The 14,886-nt window shown below is 54.0% G+C and carries 15 protein-coding genes, 1 tRNA gene and 1 riboswitch; of the genes, 9 read left to right on the top strand and 7 right to left on the bottom strand.

What is annotated here, in order from left to right; translation table 11 throughout:
- Positions 1-209: 209 nt before the first annotated feature.
- From DCH402_RS09730 to DCH402_RS09720, 3 genes are all read left to right on the top strand, one after another.
- A complete protein-coding gene (locus DCH402_RS09730) occupies positions 210-677 on the top strand; it encodes a YchJ family protein (protein WP_040000902.1) in 468 nt (155 codons plus the stop codon).
- Between the two features lie 79 nt (positions 678-756).
- The gene (purU, locus tag DCH402_RS09725; RefSeq protein ID WP_012769913.1) at positions 757-1,608 is read left to right on the top strand and encodes a formyltetrahydrofolate deformylase; all 852 of its coding nucleotides are present in this window, start codon (positions 757-759) and stop codon (positions 1,606-1,608) included.
- A gap of 147 nt (positions 1,609-1,755) precedes the next feature.
- Positions 1,756-1,840 (top strand) — tRNA-Tyr (locus tag DCH402_RS09720).
- A 210-nt stretch (positions 1,841-2,050) separates the two neighbouring features.
- Here the strand turns inward: DCH402_RS09720 and DCH402_RS09715 are convergent.
- Positions 2,051-2,671, bottom strand: a complete 621-nt coding sequence (locus DCH402_RS09715; protein WP_012769914.1) for a trimeric intracellular cation channel family protein — start codon at positions 2,669-2,671, stop codon at positions 2,051-2,053.
- Positions 2,672-2,692: 21 nt separating this feature from the next.
- Positions 2,693-2,787: riboswitch (glycine riboswitch) on the bottom strand.
- Between the two features lie 233 nt (positions 2,788-3,020).
- On the opposite strand from DCH402_RS09715, the gene xthA reads away from it, so the two are divergent.
- On the top strand, positions 3,021-3,827 hold the full coding sequence (xthA, locus tag DCH402_RS09710; RefSeq protein WP_040000901.1) for an exodeoxyribonuclease III: 807 nt from the start codon (positions 3,021-3,023) through the stop codon (positions 3,825-3,827).
- Between the two features lie 38 nt (positions 3,828-3,865).
- Here xthA and DCH402_RS09705 read toward each other — a convergent pair whose 3' ends face one another.
- The 3 genes from DCH402_RS09705 to DCH402_RS09695 all read right to left on the bottom strand — a co-directional run bounded on the left by DCH402_RS09705 (position 3,866) and on the right by DCH402_RS09695 (position 6,820).
- Entirely contained in the window at positions 3,866-4,258 is a 393-nt protein-coding gene (locus DCH402_RS09705) for a DUF1496 domain-containing protein (protein ID WP_040000900.1), read from the bottom strand.
- A gap of 5 nt (positions 4,259-4,263) precedes the next feature.
- Positions 4,264-6,189: a DNA topoisomerase III gene (locus DCH402_RS09700; RefSeq protein WP_040000899.1), complete on the bottom strand. Its 1,926-nt coding sequence runs from the start codon at positions 6,187-6,189 to the stop codon at positions 4,264-4,266.
- Between the two features lie 79 nt (positions 6,190-6,268).
- Positions 6,269-6,820 (bottom strand): NAD(P)H nitroreductase, encoded by a 552-nt coding sequence (locus DCH402_RS09695; protein WP_040000898.1) that lies wholly within the window; start codon positions 6,818-6,820, stop codon positions 6,269-6,271.
- 265 nt (positions 6,821-7,085) lie between these two features.
- Here DCH402_RS09695 and sppA point away from each other — a divergent pair, with 265 nt between their 5' ends.
- The 3 genes from sppA (at position 7,086) to pncA (ending at position 10,761) form a co-directional block, all read left to right on the top strand.
- Positions 7,086-8,936 (top strand): signal peptide peptidase SppA, encoded by a 1,851-nt coding sequence (gene sppA, locus DCH402_RS09690; RefSeq protein ID WP_040000897.1) that lies wholly within the window; start codon positions 7,086-7,088, stop codon positions 8,934-8,936.
- Between the two features lie 118 nt (positions 8,937-9,054).
- On the top strand, positions 9,055-10,074 hold the full coding sequence (gene ansA, locus DCH402_RS09685) for an asparaginase (protein WP_040000896.1): 1,020 nt from the start codon (positions 9,055-9,057) through the stop codon (positions 10,072-10,074).
- A gap of 45 nt (positions 10,075-10,119) precedes the next feature.
- Positions 10,120-10,761, top strand: a complete 642-nt coding sequence (gene pncA / locus DCH402_RS09680) for a bifunctional nicotinamidase/pyrazinamidase (RefSeq protein ID WP_040000895.1) — start codon at positions 10,120-10,122, stop codon at positions 10,759-10,761.
- Between the two features lie 45 nt (positions 10,762-10,806).
- Here pncA and DCH402_RS09675 read toward each other — a convergent pair whose 3' ends face one another.
- Positions 10,807-11,082: a YeaC family protein gene (locus DCH402_RS09675; protein ID WP_012769922.1), complete on the bottom strand. Its 276-nt coding sequence runs from the start codon at positions 11,080-11,082 to the stop codon at positions 10,807-10,809.
- A gap of 65 nt (positions 11,083-11,147) precedes the next feature.
- Positions 11,148-11,564 (bottom strand): peptide-methionine (R)-S-oxide reductase MsrB, encoded by a 417-nt coding sequence (gene msrB, locus DCH402_RS09670; RefSeq protein ID WP_040003519.1) that lies wholly within the window; start codon positions 11,562-11,564, stop codon positions 11,148-11,150.
- A 349-nt stretch (positions 11,565-11,913) separates the two neighbouring features.
- Between msrB and gapA the strand changes: the two genes are divergently transcribed.
- Both gapA and DCH402_RS09660 read left to right on the top strand, forming a co-directional pair.
- A complete protein-coding gene (gene gapA / locus DCH402_RS09665; protein WP_040000894.1) occupies positions 11,914-12,909 on the top strand; it encodes a glyceraldehyde-3-phosphate dehydrogenase in 996 nt (331 codons plus the stop codon).
- Between the two features lie 167 nt (positions 12,910-13,076).
- A complete protein-coding gene (locus DCH402_RS09660; RefSeq protein WP_040000893.1) occupies positions 13,077-13,949 on the top strand; it encodes a D-hexose-6-phosphate mutarotase in 873 nt (290 codons plus the stop codon).
- Positions 13,950-14,003: 54 nt separating this feature from the next.
- Here the strand turns inward: DCH402_RS09660 and DCH402_RS09655 are convergent, their stop codons facing one another.
- Positions 14,004-14,855, bottom strand: coding sequence for an aldo/keto reductase (locus tag DCH402_RS09655; RefSeq protein ID WP_040000892.1), 852 nt, complete (start codon positions 14,853-14,855; stop codon positions 14,004-14,006).
- Positions 14,856-14,886 lie beyond the last annotated feature (31 nt).

Below are 14,886 nucleotides of genomic sequence, written 5' to 3'. Positions count from 1 at the left end.
AATGTCTTATTCTAGGCGGTGCCCCACGATGATGCGCGATTATTGCCAGTGGTCATTCCATATAACGACACCGGCGAACGCCACCTTACTCTTATTCGTCCACAAAGCAGGGTGATTGCGACGGATAAACCGTATTGGGTAACATAGCGCACGCTTTATCAGTCGTGTCTCATTAATTAACGTTACGGCAGAATTTTGCAGGAGATATTGTGTCCGAATATTGCCCATGCGGCAGTGATCAGCCTTATGAGCGCTGTTGTCAGCCCTACCTACGTCATGATAGCCAGCCCTCCAGTCCTGAGCAGCTGATGCGTTCACGCTATACCGCTTACGTCAAACAGGATGTCGATTATCTTGTTGCCACCTGGCACCCGGATTGCCATGCGGAAAACTGGCGAGCCGACATCGCCGCCAGTTTCGCGGATACTCACTGGCTCGGGCTACAGATTCTGAATGCGGCGTCAGGGAAAACCGCGGATGAAGGGTATGTGGAGTTCGCCGCCAGTTATAGCACAGCCGGACATGCAGGGCATCGGGTGCTGATGAGGGAGCGTTCCCGCTTCCTTCGCTATCACGATCGCTGGTACTATGTTGACGGCGTTCACTTGCAAACCGGCAGGAACGACAGCTGTCCATGCGGCTCCGGCAAAAAATACAAAAAGTGCTGTGGACAATAACACCCTTGATTACTGCGATGATTCCGGCATCGCGTAACGGCAACATCTGAATTTATGTTTTGGACAGGATCCCAATTCCATGCAATCCCAGAATATCCAAAGAAAAATCTTACGGACAATCTGCCCTGATGCAAAAGGGCTTATCGCCAAGATCACCAACATCTGTTACAAGCACGAACTGAATATTGTGCAGAACTCGGAATACGTTGATCACCGTACCGGCCGTTTCTTCATGCGTACGGAATTGGAAGGCATTTTCAATGACACAACGCTGCTGGCTGATATGGACAGCGCCTTACCCGAAGGCTCAGCGCGTGAACTGAGCAGCGCCGGACGTCGTCGTGTCGTTATTCTGGTGACCAAAGAAGCGCACTGTCTTGGCGATCTGCTCATGAAAAGCACTTACGGCGGTCTGGATGTGGAGATCGCTGCGGTGATCGGTAACCACGACACGCTGCGTACGTTGGTAGAACGCTTTGATATCCCGTTCCATCTGGTCAGCCACGAAGGACTGACGCGCGAAGAGCACGACCTGAAAATGGTCGCACAAATCGACCAATACAAACCTGACTACGTGGTGCTGGCGAAATACATGCGCGTGCTGACGCCCGCGTTTGTTCAGAACTACCCTAACCGGGTTATCAATATCCATCACTCGTTTCTGCCGGCGTTTATCGGCGCACGCCCGTATCATCAGGCTTACGAACGCGGCGTGAAAATCATCGGCGCTACAGCCCATTACGTGAACGACAATTTGGATGAAGGCCCCATCATCATGCAGGACGTGATTCACGTCGATCACACCTACACCGCTGACGACATGATGCGTGCCGGTCGCGACGTAGAGAAAAATGTACTGAGCCGGGCGTTATACCATGTGTTGGCTCAACGCGTGTTCGTTTACGGTAATCGTACGATTATTCTGCGTTGATTAGCACGTCGCCGCCCTTCGCTTACAATTGCAGCGGGCGGCATAAAAAAACGGCAAACAAACTTGTTTTTGTTTTTTCTATCTTTACAGGGGCGCGGCATTTGATATTATGCGCCCCGCTCGACATGAAAGAGCAATCAGGCCAGTGGTGGGGTTCCCGAGCGGCCAAAGGGAGCAGACTGTAAATCTGCCGTCACAGACTTCGAAGGTTCGAATCCTTCCCCCACCACCATCTCTGCCACGTTTCCCCAATCTTGTTCTCAAAAACCACTCTGCAGTCACTTTCTGGTATCTGACGCAAACATAAGCGCAGACATGAAACCATGAACTAACCTGACGGCGCGTTCCGGTGTTTGTGATTCGCCTGACTCGTGATTACGTCCGCTTATCGACACCGACGCCACCGCATTCGTGCAGCATCAGGCGTCTCCAGACAAGGTCGTTACTCTTTCCAGCGCTCCGGCATATAACTGAATACCGGCAACTGCCAGGACCAAAAAATAGCGGCCAGCCGAAGCGCCAATCCGACTGAGAACGAGATCAACTGATTGAGATCGTGATTGATGCCAAGTTCACGCAGGCTAAGGTACACCAACGCGACCAGCAATGAGACGCAGGCGTACAGCTCCTTGCGCAATACCATCGGGGTCCGGTTGCAGAAAATGTCCCGTAAAATACCGCCGAAGATGCCGGTAGTAATCCCTGCCATCACCACCACCGTCGGCGAATAGCCCAGTTCAATCGCTACATTGCAACCGATAATCGTGAAGGCCACCAATCCCATGGCGTCCAGCACCAGAAACAGCCGGTGCAAATGGTGCATCACGCGTGCCGCCAGCACCGCCAGCAAACCGGCACCGATGGTGAGGTAGATATAAACAGGATGTTGAGTCCAGACGATGGGGTAATTGCCTAACAGGATATCGCGCACCGTGCCGCCGCCCAGCGCAGTAATAAAGGCGATCATCGAGACACCGAAAATATCCATATTACGACGACCGGCGGCCAACGCACCGGACATTCCCTCAGCGGTAATAGCGATCAGATAAATATAGGTCAGCACACACGTACCCTTGTGAAAGGTGCCCCTCCCTCTGTCCTTTTACCTGAGAGTTTACGCGGTCAAACCGCTTGCCCCTTCGGTGGGTTGTCTGGCAACCGCTCTCCAGTTGGCGTCATTGAGATGTGCAGTAAGGTGGCCTGAGCGATTATGGGAGTTTGCGCCTTCGGCGGGAAGGTCTGTCAGCGCCTTCCGCTCTCCTGCAAGCGGCGGAGTATACGGGCTATCGTTACCCGCTTCAACCAGCCATCACCCATAGTGATGACAGCCTATGCGATCGTATCGTCGTCGTGACTCGGTTCCCGCCTTTCTGCTAACATCGGAACACGTTTTTTTAACAACGGCAGCGAATATGAAGTTTGTCTCTTTCAATATCAACGGGCTGCGCGCTCGTCCCCATCAACTGGCCGCCATCATCGAACAACACCAACCTGATGTGATCGGCTTGCAGGAAACCAAAGTCCATGACGATATGTTTCCGCTCGACGAGGTGAAACAGTTTGGTTATCACGTGTTCTATCACGGGCAGAAAGGCCATTACGGTGTTGCGCTGCTGACCAAAGCCGAACCGCTGGCGGTCCGTCGCGGGTTCCCTACCGACGACGACGACGCTCAGCGCCGCATCATCATGGCGGACCTGACGACACCGCTCGGTACGCTGACCGTGGTTAACGGCTACTTTCCACAAGGTGAAAGCCGCGACCACCCGGTAAAATTTCCGGCCAAAACCCGCTTCTATCAGGACTTGCAGCATTATCTTGAGCAACATCATCAGTCAGAACAACCTGTTCTGATCATGGGTGATATGAACATCAGCCCGGCCGACCAGGATATCGGCATCGGTGAGGAAAACCGTAAACGCTGGCTGCGCACCGGTAAATGTTCTTTCCTGCCGGAAGAACGCGAATGGATGGAACGGCTGAAAAGCTGGGGATTAGTCGATACCTTCCGGGCGGCCAATCCCGAATGTCAGGACCGGTTTTCGTGGTTTGATTACCGTTCGGCCGGGTTTGACGACAACCGCGGCCTGCGCATTGACCTGATCATGGCGACGCCTCCACTAGCCAGCCGCTGTGCCGCCACCGGCATTGATTATGCGATTCGTGGAATGGAGAAACCATCCGATCATGCGCCGGTGTGGGCGGAGTTCACGCTCTAACGTTCTAAACGGGGCGGCCTCCGCCCCGTTATCAGCGCTTATTGCTGATCTTTGATAATCCGCCACACCAGATTATTGGTGCCCAGATTGCCTTTATCACGCAGACATTGCAGTAATACGCCTTCCGCCCTGACCACCGACCCTTCAGAGTAATTTTTGTTCTGGTAAATACAGCAACTCATGCAATTGACCTGAGTCTCGCGCTGTACATTGCCGCCGTTACCGTTACCCCAGATAACCTGGGGCGGAACCGGCACCACCACCTCGGTGTTGGTGTTACCGTGTGAGCCGGATACCGTGCTGTGTGTGCCGACATTCCCCGGCAGTACGACAGGATTTCCCTGCGTAATCACTGTCGTTTGTGTCGCCGCCTGCGTAGCGCAAGAAACCAACAGGCTTGTTGCCATCAGGAAGGTGCCCCATGCTTTCATCTGTGTTACTCCTTGGTGCTGGCTGAACGTGACTGACGGCGTTTCCGTTTTTCGGGCGTAGTGCGCTTAACCGCCGGTAATCCTCTGAATGCCTGGATATTACCACTTTGCCGGGCCTGCTGAATAAGTTCATACAACGATTGCGTCAATGGCTGCATGAAGTCCTGGTAGCGGCAACGCTTCTCGCTAATCTGCGTCAACGTCGCTTCCCAGTGTGCGGTCATATCCGGGTGAGCCGCTATCGGCGGCAATGCATGGATCAAGGCTTTGCCCGCATCGGTGGAATGAATAGAACGCCCTTTCTTGATTAAAAAGGCACGCTTAAACAGTAGCTCGATAATACCTGCGCGTGTGGCTTCAGTGCCCAGTCCATCGGTTTCGCGCAGAATTTTCTTCAACGCCTTGTCCTGAACGAAGCGGGCAATACCGGTCATGGCGGACAACAACGTCGCATCGGTAAACGGCCGCGGCGGCTGAGTCTGTCGCTCCACCACTTCGCCCCGTTCGCACAGCAATTCATCGCCTTTCGCCACCACCGGCAACGGCATGCCTTCGTTTTCCTCATCTCGCTCTTTGTTGCCGAGCAGCGTACGCCATCCCGCCTCAGCCAGAAACCGGGCCTTAGCGACAAACTTGCCGCCGGCAATATCCAGATCGATAACGCATTTACGAAATACCGCATCTGCGCAGAACTGCATCAGGTATTGCCGGGCAACCAGCCCATACACCTGACTTTCCTGTTCGGTCAACGACGTTCGGGCACTGCGTGCCGTGGGAATAATGGCGTGGTGAGCATCGACCTTGCCGTCATCCCAGCAACGATTGCGGCGTTCAGGATCAACCGCCGGTTGCGGCAATAAATCCGGCCGATGTGTCGCAATCGCGTTCAGCACCGCCTGTCGCCCGGCGAAATGCTCTTCCGGTAAGTACCGACAGTCCGAACGCGGGTAGGTAATCAGTTTGTGCGTCTCATACAGACGTTGGCAGATATCCAGCACCTGCTGGGCACTAAGGCCAAAGCGTTTGGCCGCTTCAATTTGCAAGGCGGAAAGGGAATACGGCAACGGCGCGGTTTCCGATTCCCGTTTATCACTATAGGCGGTCACCCATGCCGGTTGCCCTTCGATGCGCTTGACGACGTGCTCAGCCAGCGGGCGATGCAGTAAACGCCCCTCTTCGTCCTGATACGGCTCGCACGACTCACTGGGTTGCCACAACGCAACGAACCGCTCTTTGGCTGGGGTGACGATGTGCGCCTTAACCTCGAAATAGTCGCGAGGCACAAAATTGTCGATCTCTTCGTCACGCCGCACCACCAGGCCCAAAACCGGCGTTTGAACCCGACCGACCGACAGCACGCCTTCATAACCGGCATTCTTCCCAAGTAAGGTATAAGCGCGGGTCATATTAATGCCGTACAGCCAGTCGGCGCGTGAACGCGCCAGTGCCGAAACGCACAGCGGCACAAACTCCCGGTTTTCACGCAGACGCGACACCGCACGCTCTACCGCTTGCGGGTTTAAGTCGTTGATCAGACAACGGCGCACGTGCTGGCGTTTCTCTTCCGACAACGCCAGATACTCCAGCACTTCATCCACCAGTAACTGCCCTTCCCGGTCCGGGTCGCCGGCATGGATGATCTCATCCGCTTGCGTCAGTAATTTTTTAATCACATTCAGCTGCTTACTGACAGATGGCCGCGGCTGGAGCAGCCATTTCTGCGGCACTATCGGCAGGTCCGTCAGCGACCAGCGTGCATAACGGGCGTCGTAGGCATCTGGTTGAGCCTGTTCCAGCAGGTGCCCCACGCACCAGGTCACCGTATTCTGGTCGCCGCAGGCAATGAAGCCATCACCACGCCGATGCGGTTTCGGCAACACATCGGCAATGGCTCTGGCAAGGCTGGGTTTTTCTGCAATAAACAGTCGCATGTTACACCGCAAGGCAGAACGGATATCCCCCACTCACGGCCTGTGGAATGCGCAAGTCGGGGGAAACATCGTCAAGAAATTAGAAATAGCTGACAAACTTCGCGCTATCCACGGGCGTGATAGCGGCGGAGGCTTTAAGCTGCGGTGTTCCCAAATACAGGAAACCGACGATTTCATCCGATGCACGGCACCCAAACGCATCCCGCACCAACGGATGATGGGTCCAGGCGCCGCTGCGCCAGATACCGTTGAAGCCTTGCGCCAGCGCAGCCATTTGCATCGCCTGCACCGCACAGCCGGCCGATACGACCTGCTCCCAATGGGGAACTTTAGGATGATCTTCGCAATGAGCCACGACGGTGATAATCATCGGCGCGCGAAATGGCGCCTGACGCGCTTTATCAACCGCCGCATCATCCAGCTTATCCTGTAATGCCGCCCGGACCAGCAATTCGCTAAAACGGGACAATCCCTCATCCTGGATAAGAGAGAAACGCCAGGGCTGCAATGCGCCATGGTCCGGCGCTCGCAACCCCGCACGCAGGATATTCTCCAGTGCCTCACCTGCCGGCGCAGGTGCAGCCAGACGGGACGCCGAACGACGATTCAGTAGCAATTCCAGAGCATCCATCACCTCTCTCCTGTCATGAAAAATCTGCTGTCGGTAAATAAAATCCGGTTGCGCGCCACGGTAGCACAGGTAGAAGATTTGTTACAAGTTAGCCCCCAGCTACCGACCATAAGGCAAGATAAATAGCTGACTTTTATTCTATCGCTCATTAGGATACCGCCAGTGCCTGCATACGGATGCAATTGCGCAGATAACATTGGCAATGCCATCTTATCCGGCAATACGGAGCACAGCTTAAACCCAGTTTTCTTTTGACGGAGTGGACATGCGCACAATGTGGCGAATTTTCAGTGGAATATTCAGATGGGGGTGGCGCCTGCTGAATTTTACCCGCGAATTTATCCTCAACCTTTTTCTGATCTGTTTGATCCTGGTCGGTATCGGAATCTACAGCCAGTTAAAAACCCCGCAGGCTGAGCCGGCACGGGGAGCGTTACTGCTGGATCTGACGGGGGTCGTGGTGGATAAACCCGCCATGAATAATAAGCTGCGTCAGTTCGGGCGGGAGTTCTTCGGCGTGTCGGCAAGCCGTCATCAGGAGAATTCGTTGTTTGATATCGTTGATAGCATCCGTCAGGCCAAAGACGACAGCAATATTACCGGCATGGTGATGGACTTGTCTGATTTCGTCGGCGCGGATCAGCCTTCGTTGCAATACATCGGCAAAGCGCTGCGCGAATTCCGCGATGCCGGCAAACCGATTTTTGCCGTCGGCGACAACTTCAACCAGACGCAATATTATCTGGCCAGCTTCGCCAATAAAATTTACCTGACGCCGCAGGGTAATATCGATCTGCACGGTTTCGCCACCAGCAACCTGTATTACAAAACGTTGTTGGATAAGCTGAAGGTGACCGCCCATATTTTCCGCGTGGGCACTTACAAGTCCGCCGTCGAGCCGTTTATCCGCGACGATATGTCGCCTGACGCCCGTGAGGCCGACAACCGCTGGATTTCCACCCTTTGGCAACACTATCTCGACACGGTAGCGGCCAATCGCCAGATCACCCCACAACAGCTGTTCCCCGGTGCTGAGAAGATACTCGCCAACCTGCAAACAGTGGATGGCGATACAGCTCGCTATGCGCTGGAAAATAAACTGGTGGACGAAGTCGCCTCCCGTTCGATGGTTGAACAGGCGTTGATAAAAGCCTTTGGGTGGGACGCCAAGACCAAAAACTTCAATTTTACCAGCATCTATGATTACACACCGGCGCCTCCCGCCGTCAGTACCAACGAGATCGCCGTCGTGTTTGCCAGCGGGACGATTGTCGATGGTAAAGAAACGCCGGGGTACGTCGGCGGCGACACCACCGCCGCACAGATTCGCGATGCGCGTCTGGACCCGAAAGTCAAAGCCATCATCCTGCGGGTCAACAGCCCTGGCGGCAGTGTGACCGCTTCCGAGCTGATTCGCTCAGAGCTGATGGCCGCACGGCAAGCCGGTAAACCGGTCGTCGTATCGATGGGGGGTATGGCCGCCTCTGGCGGTTACTGGATCTCCACCCCGGCAAACACCATTATTGCCAGCCCCAGTACTCTGACCGGCTCGATTGGAATTTTCGGTGTGGTTACCACGTTTGAAAACGCGCTGGATAGCATTGGGGTACATACCGACGGCGTGGCGACGTCGCCATTGGCTGATCTGTCTCAAACTAAGGCCTTGCCGTCACAAGCCAGCCAACTGATGCAAATTAGCATCGAACGTGGTTATCAGAATTTCATTTCACTGGTTGCTCAGTCTCGCCGGAAAACGACGCAGGAAGTCGATGCCATCGCCCAGGGCCATGTCTGGGTCGGTAGCGATGCGAAAACCAATGGGTTGGTCGATCAGTTAGGCGACTTTGACGATGCCGTGAAAAAAGCCGCGGAACTGGCCAAACTGGAACAGTATCAGTTGAGCTGGTATACCGAAGAGTCGGACTTGCTCAATGCCATGTTCACTCAGGTCAGGAGCGCCGTCTACGCGATGCTGCCTTCCGCCTTGCAGGCGGTGATCCCCGCACCGGTTATTCAACTGGCGCAAACCGTTCACGCCCAGACATCAATTCTGGATGCCCTGAACGATCCGCAAAATCGTTATGCTTTGTGCCTGAATTGCGGCGACCTACGCTAACACACGCTTACACAGCCCGACGCCTGTCGGGCTGTCTTTACTACTGAAACCTTTTTATAATCCCATTTCCCAGGGCTATCCCTTTCGACAACCAACAGTGTCCCGACCAATCGCACCCATGCAAAAGAAATCCATCTACGTCGCCTATACCGGCGGCACTATCGGTATGCAGCGTTCCGCCCACGGTTATGTCCCGGTTTCCGGCCACCTGCAACAACAGTTGGCGCAAATGCCGGAATTCCACCGCCCGGAGATGCCCTCGTTTACTATCCATGAATATACGCCGTTGATTGATTCCTCTGATATGACGCCGTCAGACTGGCAATCGATTGCAAACGATATCCAGCAAAACTATGACCAATACGATGGATTCGTGATTCTCCACGGCACCGACACGATGGCGTTTACTGCTTCAGCGCTGTCTTTCATGCTGGAGAATCTTGCCAAACCGGTTATTGTGACAGGGTCACAAATTCCGCTGGCGGAATTGCGCTCCGATGGGCAAACCAACCTGCTGAATGCGTTGTACGTAGCCGCCAATCATCCGGTTAATGAGGTCAGCCTGTTCTTCAACAACAAATTATTGCGCGGCAATCGCACCACCAAAGCGCATGCCGATGGTTTTGACGCTTTTGCTTCGCCTAACTTCCCGCCATTACTGGAAGCCGGTATCCATATTCGCCGTCTGACGCCGGTTAATCCGGATCCGATCGACGGCTCCTTGATAGTTCACGCCATCACCCCGCAGCCCATCGGCGTGGTGACCATCTATCCGGGGATTTCCGCCGACGTGGTGAGCAATTTCCTCCGCCAGCCGGTTAAGGCACTGATTCTGCGCTCGTATGGCGTCGGTAATGCGCCCCAAAGCTCAGGTTTGCTTGACGAGCTCCGTCAGGCTTCAGAGCGCGGCATTGTGGTAGTTAACCTGACGCAATGTATTTCCGGGCGGGTCAACATGGACGGTTATGCCACTGGTAACGCGCTGGCGCAGGCCGGCGTCATCAGCGGGTTCGACATGACGGTTGAAGCGGCACTGACGAAATTGCATTATCTGTTAAGCAGGAACGATCTTTCTCCCGAACAGATCCGCCAGCTTATGCAACAGAACCTGCGCGGAGAACTGAGCGACAAAGACTGAATCGCCTGCAACAAACACATAAAACATCAATAAGAAGAAGATAATATGAACAGAGTACTCTTGCTGGTGGATATCCAAAATGACTTCTGTGCCGGCGGCGCGCTGGCCGTCTCGGACGGCGACAGCGTGGTCGCGATAGCCAATCAGGCTATCGCCGCTTGCCAGCAGGCCGGGGTGATGGTGGTTGCCTGCCAGGACTGGCATCCGGCGGATCACCGCAGTTTCGCCGTCAACTCCGGCACCCGTATCGGCGAGCAAGGCGAACTGGACGGTTTGCCGCAAGTCTGGTGGCCGGAACATTGTGTACAAGGCTCACCCGGCGCCGACTTTCATCACAAACTGAACCAGCAGGCCATAAATTGGGTCGTGCGCAAGGGAACACACCCTTTTATCGACAGCTATAGCGCCTTTTTCGATAACGGTCGCCGCACCCGCACCGAGTTACACGATTGGCTGGCGGCCAGAAACATCACCCGGTTGACCATCATGGGGCTGGCGACGGATTACTGCGTGAAATATACCGTGCTGGATGCGCTGGCGCTGGGGTATCAAACCGAAGTACTGGCCGACGGCTGCCGCGGCGTAAACCTGCACCCGAAAGATAGCCAGCAGGCGCTGGAAGTGATGGAGAAACACGGCGCCACGCTGGTTGACCTGCCGACGTTTATTGCATCGCTCGGTCACTAATTCACGTGCTCATCACGCCAGTCGACAACGCTGGCGTGATTGGGTTTAGTCTTGCGGTTTCAGTGTGGTGATGGTATCGCCGGCAAACCGCTGCTTGAGCTCCTGCTTGCTTTTCATTTCAATTTCACCGCGGGTGTTGATCGTCATGTGGTCGGCTTCGGCGTTATTGCGTGCCTGCCACAGCATCACCATCTGCAATGCATTTTCTTTTTGCTCCGCCGTCAGCGCTACACCGTCCGGCCATTTACCCAATTCCACCGCAGTGGTCAGACGCTGATAAATTTCCGGCGTCATGCTGTTTATTAAATCATCTAATTGCATGTTTTCTTTTGCCTGAAGTCAGATTTGGCTGAAACGTTTCAAGTCAATATAGTGTATTAACGCGGCTAACCATCCGTCTGCTGACCGTCTTCTGCATCGATAAAACTGAGCGACACAGAATTCACGCAATAACGCTCGCCGGTCGTCTCTTGCGGGCCATCCGGGAACACATGCCCCAAGTGCGAATCACATTGGCTGCAACGGATTTCAATGCGGTGCATATGATGGGAATAGTCATCAAGATAGCGGATAGCATTCGCGCTCACCGGACTATCAAAGCTCGGCCAGCCGCAGCCGGAATCATATTTATCGTCAGAATAAAACAGCGGTTGATGGCAACACAAACAGTGATAAACGCCGGTGCGCTTGTTATGCAGCAGTTTACCGGTGTAAGGACTTTCCGTCCCACGCTGCTGCGTGACCTGTCGCTGCAAATCGGTTAACTCATCCAGATTACGTTGGAAAACAGTTGTCTTGGTCATCAGATTCTCACTGAAACACGATTTTTTCGTCAGAATGACGATGCATAATTCTAACAAAAAGTTAACACCGCTACAGCCTATTTTGGCCTACACTTACCCCCACGCAGTAATGGCACTTTTAATTGTGATCACCATCACAATTACATCTATGGCAGGTGTTTCCATGCCTGTGCATTCCTCATATGATTGGGTTATGCCCTTTAATTAGGCTGATAGCTGTTTATCGTGTAACTGTTGAACGGACTTTTGACTTACCGCAACGATTGACACGATTCCGCTTGACGCTCAGTAAGGTTTTTGTAATTTTACAACCAACCTTTTATTCACAAACCAATAGCTGGTGGAATATATGACTATCAAAGTAGGTATCAACGGGTTTGGCCGTATTGGCCGTATCGTTTTCCGCGCTGCCCAGGAACGCACTGACATCGAAATCGTTGCCATCAACGATTTGCTGGATGCGGATTACATGGCGTACATGCTGAAGTATGACTCCACCCACGGTCGCTTCAAAGGCACTGTTGAAGTAAAAGACGGCCATCTGGTTGTTAACGGCAAAACCATCCGTGTTACCGCTGAGAAAGATCCGGCTAACCTGAAGTGGAACGAAGTGGGTGTTGACGTTGTTGCTGAAGCAACCGGTATCTTCCTGACCGACGAAACCGCACGTAAACACATTCAGGCCGGTGCCAAGAAAGTGGTTCTGACTGGCCCGTCCAAAGACGATACCCCGATGTTCGTCATGGGTGTTAACCACGAGTCTTACGCTGGTCAGGAGATCGTGTCCAACGCTTCCTGTACTACTAACTGCCTGGCACCGCTGGCTAAAGTTATCAACGACAAATTCGGCATCGTTGAAGCGCTGATGACTACTGTTCATGCGACCACCGCTACTCAGAAAACCGTTGACGGCCCGTCTCACAAAGACTGGCGCGGCGGCCGCGGCGCAGCTCAGAACATCATCCCGTCTTCTACCGGTGCAGCCAAGGCTGTAGGTAAAGTTATTCCGGCACTGAACGGTAAACTGACTGGTATGGCGTTCCGCGTTCCGACCCCGAACGTATCTGTGGTTGACCTAACTGCACGTCTGGAAAAACCGGCAACGTACAAAGAAATTTGTGCCGCTATCAAAGCCGCTTCTGAAGGCGAGCTGAAAGGCGTTCTGGGTTACACTGAAGATGACGTAGTATCCACCGATTTCAACGGCGAAAAACTGACCTCCGTGTTCGATGCCAAAGCCGGTATCGCACTGAGCGACACATTCGTGAAACTGGTTTCCTGGTATGACAACGAAACCGGCTACTCTAACAAGGTTCTGGATCTGATCGCCCACATCTCCAAATAATGTGGCGATGAATAGATGATAAAAGGGCGACATAAGTCGCCCTTTTTTATTGGGTATATACCCGTCATACTTCACGTTGCAGGTGCGTTGCTCAACACGCGAGCGTGTTGTCCTGAAACTCGAATTATTGAGGGTATACAACAAGACCACCAAGGCAAACCAATACCATGAACGATAAAATTTATTCACTTCCCATCGATAATGCGATCACCACACATCTGAGCCAACGCCAACTGGATCAACTACCGGTTATTGTGGTGGATCATCCACAGGTTCGCGCTGCCGTTGCACTACAGGGGGCGCATCTGCTCAGTTGGCAGCCCACAGGCGAACAGCCGGTACTCTGGCTAAGCGATAACACACCATTCGAAAACGGCGTGGCTATTCGTGGCGGCGTACCGATTTGCTTCCCCTGGTTCGGCCCGGCGGCACAGCCCAACCACGGCTTTGGCCGCCTGCTGGCATGGGAGTTCACCTCTCACAGTGAAGATGCAAATGGCGTAACCCTCGCCTTCACATTGCGTGACTCCGAGCAGACTCGCGCCAGTTGGCCGCATGCCTTTACCGTTCTTGCACGCTTCCATTTCAGTGCCGAGGAATGCCGTATGGAACTCGAATGCCACGGCGACTACAGCATCACCAGCGCGCTGCACACCTATTTCCAGATTGGCGACATCAGCAAAATTCGTATCAGCGGGCTGGGCAATACCTTTATCGACAAGGTTAACGATGGCAAAACCGATACCCAACAGGGTGATCTGACCTTCACTACACGTACTGATCGTATTTACACCCAACCGGCACCAGTCAGCCTGATTGAAGACCCGGTACTGAAACGCACCATTGAAGTGCACCACGCTCATCACAGCGATGTGGTGGCCTGGAATCCGGGCGCAGAACTGTCGCGCACCATCAGCGACATGACGGATGACGGCTACCAGACGTTTGTTTGTGTTGAAACCGCGCGCGTTACTCAGCCGTTCATAGCAACCACACAGGCGCCGGCACAGTTGACTACAACGCTTCGCCTGCGCAAATAACCTTATCGCTTTCGTTCATGGCTGGCTTGTGCCAGCCATGCTGCAACGTCTCGTCTACACCACATCCAACGGTTGTTTGCGATGTGGCGCAGGATACGCCGCATCCAGAATGGCAAGATGCTCAGGTGACAACGTCACCTCAAGTGCCGCGGCATTCTCTGTGACATGCGCCAGTGTGCTGGCTTTCGGAATAGCAATAACGCCAGACTGGCGAATTACCCAAGCCAACAGCACCTGTGCCGGCGTCAGTGCCTGTTGTTGCGCCACCTGCACGACCGCCGGGTGTGTGAGCAGGTCGTAACGCAGTTGCCCGGCCTGAGCCAACGGACAATACGCCATCACGGGCAGTTGCCGCTGCTGACACCAGGGCAACAAATCATACTCAATGCCTCGTGAACCCAAATGATACAGCACCTGGTTGGTCTGACACTGTTCGCCTCCCCGATATGACCACAGCTCCGCCATATCATCGGTATCCAGATTGGATACGCCCCAGCGCCTAATTTTACCGGACTGTTGCAGTCTCTCCATCGCAGCGATGGTATCGACCAGCGGAATACCGCCACGCCAGTGCAACAAATACAGATCGATATAATCGGTTTGCAGGCGTTTCAGGCTACGCTCGCAGGCGGCAATCGCCCGCTCTCCGCCCGCATTATGCGGATACACCTTAGAGACCAGATAGACTCGCTCGCGGCGACCGCGAATCGCTTCCCCCACAACGTCTTCCGCACCGCCGTCAGCATACATCTCCGCGGTATCAATCAGCGTCATGCCCAGATCGATACCAGCCTGTAACGCCCTGACTTCGCTGCCCTTTCGTTGAGCGCTTTCGCCCATAAACCAGGTCCCCTGTCCAATCGCGGGGACCGTTTCTCCACTCGGGAACTTTACCTGCTTGATCATGCGTTTACCCTCCTGCCTTCAGGGTAGCAAA

Source organism: Dickeya chrysanthemi NCPPB 402 (assembly GCF_000406105.1).
GTDB classification, from domain to species: Bacteria; Pseudomonadota; Gammaproteobacteria; order Enterobacterales; family Enterobacteriaceae; genus Dickeya; species Dickeya chrysanthemi.
The sequence above is the reverse complement of the archived record's forward strand: the minus strand, read 5'-3'. Positions and strand labels throughout refer to the sequence as shown.

Coding starts and splice junctions, on each gene's coding strand:
- purU (WP_012769913.1), top strand. CDS start 757: ATGCAATCCCAGAATATCCAAAGAAAAATCTTACGGACAATCTGCCCT.
- xthA (WP_040000901.1), top strand. CDS start 3,021: ATGAAGTTTGTCTCTTTCAATATCAACGGGCTGCGCGCTCGTCCCCAT.
- DCH402_RS09705 (WP_040000900.1), bottom strand. CDS start 4,258: ATGAAAGCATGGGGCACCTTCCTGATGGCAACAAGCCTGTTGGTTTCT.
- DCH402_RS09700 (WP_040000899.1), bottom strand. CDS start 6,189: ATGCGACTGTTTATTGCAGAAAAACCCAGCCTTGCCAGAGCCATTGCC.
- DCH402_RS09695 (WP_040000898.1), bottom strand. CDS start 6,820: ATGGATGCTCTGGAATTGCTACTGAATCGTCGTTCGGCGTCCCGTCTG.
- sppA (WP_040000897.1), top strand. CDS start 7,086: ATGCGCACAATGTGGCGAATTTTCAGTGGAATATTCAGATGGGGGTGG.
- ansA (WP_040000896.1), top strand. CDS start 9,055: ATGCAAAAGAAATCCATCTACGTCGCCTATACCGGCGGCACTATCGGT.
- pncA (WP_040000895.1), top strand. CDS start 10,120: ATGAACAGAGTACTCTTGCTGGTGGATATCCAAAATGACTTCTGTGCC.
- DCH402_RS09675 (WP_012769922.1), bottom strand. CDS start 11,082: ATGCAATTAGATGATTTAATAAACAGCATGACGCCGGAAATTTATCAG.
- msrB (WP_040003519.1), bottom strand. CDS start 11,564: ATGACCAAGACAACTGTTTTCCAACGTAATCTGGATGAGTTAACCGAT.
- gapA (WP_040000894.1), top strand. CDS start 11,914: ATGACTATCAAAGTAGGTATCAACGGGTTTGGCCGTATTGGCCGTATC.
- DCH402_RS09660 (WP_040000893.1), top strand. CDS start 13,077: ATGAACGATAAAATTTATTCACTTCCCATCGATAATGCGATCACCACA.
- DCH402_RS09655 (WP_040000892.1), bottom strand. CDS start 14,855: ATGATCAAGCAGGTAAAGTTCCCGAGTGGAGAAACGGTCCCCGCGATT.